The organism is Streptomyces kebangsaanensis (genome assembly GCF_001906585.1).
GTDB classification, from domain to species: domain Bacteria; phylum Actinomycetota; class Actinomycetes; order Streptomycetales; family Streptomycetaceae; genus Streptomyces; species Streptomyces kebangsaanensis.
Genome location: NZ_JUJA01000076.1, coordinates 4576 through 8674 on the forward strand (window position 1 = coordinate 4576; position 4099 = coordinate 8674).

Sequence of the window (4099 nt, forward strand, 5' to 3'; positions counted from 1 at the left end):
GGAGCAGCCTGCGGTCGGCTGGTCGTGGACGTGCCGGTGCCAGGTGTCGGTGGGGCCGGAGATGCCGAGGCCGGTGCAAGCAAGGGGCGGCGGGGGCGCTGTCACGTTGTTGAGGGTGTGAGCGCCTGACGGCGTGTCGGGTGTGGTGGGGCCGGGTTCCGGCTTTCGTTCTCAGGCCGTGGTGGGCCGGCCGGCGGCGCCGGTGATCTGGTCCCAGAGGGTGAAGCGGATGGTCATCTCGGTGCGGTAGCCGGGGGCGGTCATCAGGTGGCGGCGGGGCCGGAAGCGCGGTGAGATGCCGCTGAACGCGGCCAGGAACCGTTGGGCCCCACCAGTACTGCGGAAGCCTTTCATGGCGCGTTCGTGCTGCCTCGTCGGCTGGTGGCTGTTCTCTGCCCGGTTGTTGAGGCCCTGGTGCGAGCGGTGTTCCACGGAGGGCATGACCTCGCGGTGGGCCGCGCCGTAGGAGCGGAGCTTGTCGGTGACGATCACCCTCGGCACCGTGCGGGTCTTCTTCAGCAGCCTGCGGAAGAAGCGCCGGGCCGCGGCCTTGTCCCGGCGGGACTGGACCAGGATGTCGAGCACGTTGCCGTCGGCGTCGACGGCCCCGTACCGCTTCAAAATGGCTTCACAGCCTCTGAACTGCGTCGGTCTCGGGTGGTCAACTTGCCGGGCGGTACTCGTTGATGAGGCCGGCGACGACTTGTCGGCGTTGGATTCGGGCCGTGGGGAAGGGGATGACCTTCGGGTCGTCGAGGGGAGCAAGCTGATCTCGGCCTTGGTGAGGCCGATGCCGGTTGAAGTGGGTCGCGTACTCGTGGAGGATCTTCTCGGCGTGGCCGCGGCCGTAGATCAGGAACCGGTCGGTGCACTCCTCCCGTGCGGAGCGGACGAAGCGTTCGGCGTGCGGGTTGCAGTCCGGGCTCCTCGGCGGGATCTTGGCAACGGTGATGTCCTCGCTGACGAAGACGGCGTCGAAGGCGGCAGTGAACTTCGCATCTCGGTCGCGGATCAGGTGGGTGAAGTCCGAGACTCGGTCGCCGAGCTGCCACAGGAGCTGTCTGACCTGCTGGGTGGCCCAGGCGGCGGTGGGGTGGGCGGTGACGCCGAGGATGTGGACGGTGCGGGTGCGGACCTCCATGACGAACAGGGCGTACAGCCGCTGCAGGCCGATGGTGTCCACATGGAAAAAGTCGGTCGCGAGCAGGCCGTGGGCCTGGGCCTTGAGGAATGCGGTCCACTCTCGGCCGGCTGGTTGTCGTCGCGGTGCCGGGCCGAGGCCGGCTTCGCGCAGGAGGCGGCGGATGGTCGCGGCGCTGACCTTGTGGCCAAGTCGGCGCAGCTCGCCGTGGACGCGGCGTGCGCCCCAGCGGGGGTTCTCGGTGCCAAGCCTGATGATCAGGTCGCGTAGCTCGTCGGGTATCGGTGGTCGACCCGGCGAGGGCGGCTGGCTCCATTTCTCCCTGACCAGCCGCTGATGCCAGGTCAGCAGGGTGCGCGGGGAGACGATCCGGTGCCCGCGCAGCAACCGGGGCAGCAGCCGGGCGAGTGCGGCAAGCAGTGCGCGGTCCGGCCAGGTGGGCTTCGGTGCGGCGACCTGGCGGCGGAGCACGGCGACCTCGTGCCGCAAGATCAATATCTTGACGTTCTTTGCGGCGAAGGATCGGCCCAGCAGGGCGAGCCACGCGAAGATCCGCGTAGCGAACAGGTAGATCATCCGTACGAGCACGAGACCCGATCATGCCGGATGGTCGTCCGGCCGGGCGCATCACCCGAGGTCAGCCGCTGTGAAGGGGTTTTGAAGCACTACGGGGCTCGGGCAAGCCGCACGGCTCCGACCAGGCCGTATCCGGCTCCCACGATCGTGGTGGTGCTGCCCTGCATGCCCGCCTCCGCCTTGCCGATCCTGCCCAGCACACCCCGTACGGCTTCCCAGTTCGGAATGGCGACGCCCTGGCGGATCAGGTCACGGTCGGCGGCCAGGAGGACGACGGGGGCGAGTACGCCGGCGAGCTGGAGGATGCCGACGTCGCTCAGGTCCTCGTGGGCGAGTTTGTCGGCGGCCGCCGTCATGGGCAGCCCGTCCACGCAGACGACGTGCAGCAGCGGCACGTACTGCTGCCACCACAGCCGCTCCGCTCGGGCGAGATCGAAGGTGCCGCCCTCGCGCTTGCGGTCGGCCAGCACGCGGGGGACTTCCGCCCACACGTAGTGCGGGATGAACCCGCGCAGCGTTCCGTGCCGCATCCCGGCGAGGATCGAGGACGGCTGGCCCCGCTTCAGCGCCGCGGTGACGTCCTGGGTGAGCACCGAGGTGTCGAAGACTCCGAGCCGGAAGCCGCCGCCGGTCAACGGCAGGGGATAGGTGCTGCTGTACATGACGGGAGCGTAGGCCCCCAACAGGTCCCTGGTGCACGGGTTTTCCTCGGTGGCAGGACTTGGCAGGGACGGGGATGTCAGTGGGGTGGTCCATCATCGGCGGATGCCGCAGAAGAAGCCCCTCCCGCCGACCTACCGAGAGCGCCTCCTCGACCAGCTCGACGCGATCGAGCGGGATTACCTCGCCGTGCTGGAGGCCGCCGAGATGTTCGCGCGGGGGATGCGGCCGCCGCAGGTCGCCGAGCGGCTGCGCATCTCGCCGAAGTCGGCCCGGGCCTGGCACGCCCGATGGCGCGAGGGCGGGATCGAGGCGCTGCGCTCGAGGGGGCCCAGCGGGCCGTCCAGCCGGTTCAAGCCGCAGTGGCGCCCGGAGCCGGCCGCCCTGCTGGAGCAGGGCCCGGCGGCGCACGGCTGGGTCGAGGACCAGCGCTGGACGCTGGCCCGGGTGGCCACCGTCATCGGCCGTCGCTGGCACATCTCGCTCAGTGTGCCGCAGACCTGGCGGCTGCTGCGGCAGATGGGCTTCACGGCGCAGGTGCCGGTGCACCGGGCCGCCGAACGCGACGAGCAGGCGGTGGCCACCTGGGTCGAGGAAGTCTGGCCGGTGGTGGAACGACGGTGAGGGAGCGGGGCGCCTGGCTGTGCTTCGCCGACGAGTCCGGCCAGGGCCTGCGCCCGCCCAGGGCCCGCACCTGGGCGGTGCGGGGCACCACTCCGGTGGTGAAGGTCACCGGCAGGGGCGGCGGGCGGGTGTCCCTGGTCAGTGCGGTGTGCTGCCGCCCCGGGGAGCGCACCCGGCTCGTGTACCGGATGCTGGTGCGCCACCCCGGCCGCAGGGGTGAGAAGAAGGGCTTCCAGGAGTCGGACCTGGCGGCCTTCCTGGACGCAGTGCACCAGGAACTCGGGTGCCGGCCGATCGTGCTGGTGTGGGACAACTCCACCCAGCACACCGACCGCGCGATGCGTGCCCTGCTCACCGCACGTTCCTGGCTGACGGTATTCCACTTCCCGCCCTATGCACCGGATTTGAACCCTGACGAGGGCGTGTGGGCGAGCCTGAAGAAGACGCTGGCCAACCTGGCCGCCTGCACCACCGACCAACTCGCCGCGCTGATACGGACCCGGCTCAAGCGGATGCAGTACCGCCCGGGCCTCCTGGACGGCTTGGTCGCCGAGACCGGCCTCGTCCTGACGCTATGACAGAAGCAACGCACCCCGACGCGAAAACCTCAGAAGCCACCCCGGCAGCCCCGGCCTGCGCTCCGGACGCCGACGCCGGGTTGGAGGCCCGAGAGGCACGCCGCCTGGTGCGCCGACGCCGCAAGGCGCGGCGGCGCGCAGCGGAGCCGGCCGTTCGCGCGGCGGGCCGACCGCCAAGGTCCGCCTGGCGGCCGACCACCGCTACCGCCTCCTTATGCTTCATGCTGTCCCTGGTCAGGCCGCTGCCGTCGCCGCGTTGGAGGGAAACCGTGGAGTTCCAGCCCGGCCACTCAGGCGGCCTTTGTGCCGATTCCGTTCCGGGTGAGGACGACGTCGAGGTCACGGGCCCGGTAGAAGCTCAAAAGCCACGCGGAAGGAAGCTGGAGAGTGAGCAGGGCGAGGATCGCCATGACGAACGCCTCGTCGACCGGCGCGTCCGAGCCAGTGGCCCATGAGGAAACGCCGGCGCAGAGCAGCAGCACACCGAGGTAGGCGCCCCCGTCGATCAGCGGGACCCGCC

General features: G+C 70.5%; 4 protein-coding genes and 2 pseudogenes. 2 read left to right on the forward strand and 4 right to left on the reverse strand.

Annotation, left to right across the window (positions count from 1 at the left end):
- Positions 1-171: 171 nt before the first annotated feature.
- The 3 genes and pseudogenes from RH94_RS11025 to RH94_RS11035 all read right to left on the reverse strand — a co-directional run.
- Positions 172-606: pseudogene (locus RH94_RS11025) on the reverse strand (IS6 family transposase); the annotation flags it as partial.
- A gap of 55 nt (positions 607-661) precedes the next feature.
- On the reverse strand, positions 662-1729 hold the full coding sequence (locus RH94_RS11030) for an integrase core domain-containing protein (protein ID WP_073947432.1): 1068 nt from the start codon (positions 1727-1729) through the stop codon (positions 662-664).
- Positions 1730-1806: 77 nt separating this feature from the next.
- Positions 1807-2379 carry a PIN domain-containing protein gene (locus RH94_RS11035; RefSeq protein WP_143203993.1) on the reverse strand — a complete coding sequence of 191 codons (573 nt, stop codon included), beginning with the start codon at positions 2377-2379 and terminating at the stop codon, positions 1807-1809.
- A gap of 103 nt (positions 2380-2482) precedes the next feature.
- On the opposite strand from RH94_RS11035, the gene RH94_RS11040 reads away from it, so the two are divergent.
- Positions 2483-3001: a winged helix-turn-helix domain-containing protein gene (locus tag RH94_RS11040; RefSeq protein ID WP_079188986.1), complete on the forward strand. Its 519-nt coding sequence runs from the start codon at positions 2483-2485 to the stop codon at positions 2999-3001.
- A complete protein-coding gene (locus RH94_RS11045; protein WP_234425687.1) occupies positions 2998-3579 on the forward strand; it encodes a transposase in 582 nt (193 codons plus the stop codon). The genes RH94_RS11040 and RH94_RS11045 overlap by 4 nt, the downstream gene beginning before the upstream one ends.
- Positions 3580-3869: 290 nt before the next feature.
- Here the strand turns inward: RH94_RS11045 and RH94_RS43020 are convergent.
- Positions 3870-4099: pseudogene (locus tag RH94_RS43020) on the reverse strand (hypothetical protein); the annotation flags it as partial.

Bases quoted from the DNA above. Each gene is read 5' to 3' on its own strand.
- RH94_RS11035 (WP_143203993.1), bottom strand. From the start codon at position 2,379: ATGTACAGCAGCACCTATCCCCTGCCGTTGACCGGCGGCGGCTTCCGG.
- RH94_RS11040 (WP_079188986.1), top strand. From the start codon at position 2,483: ATGCCGCAGAAGAAGCCCCTCCCGCCGACCTACCGAGAGCGCCTCCTC.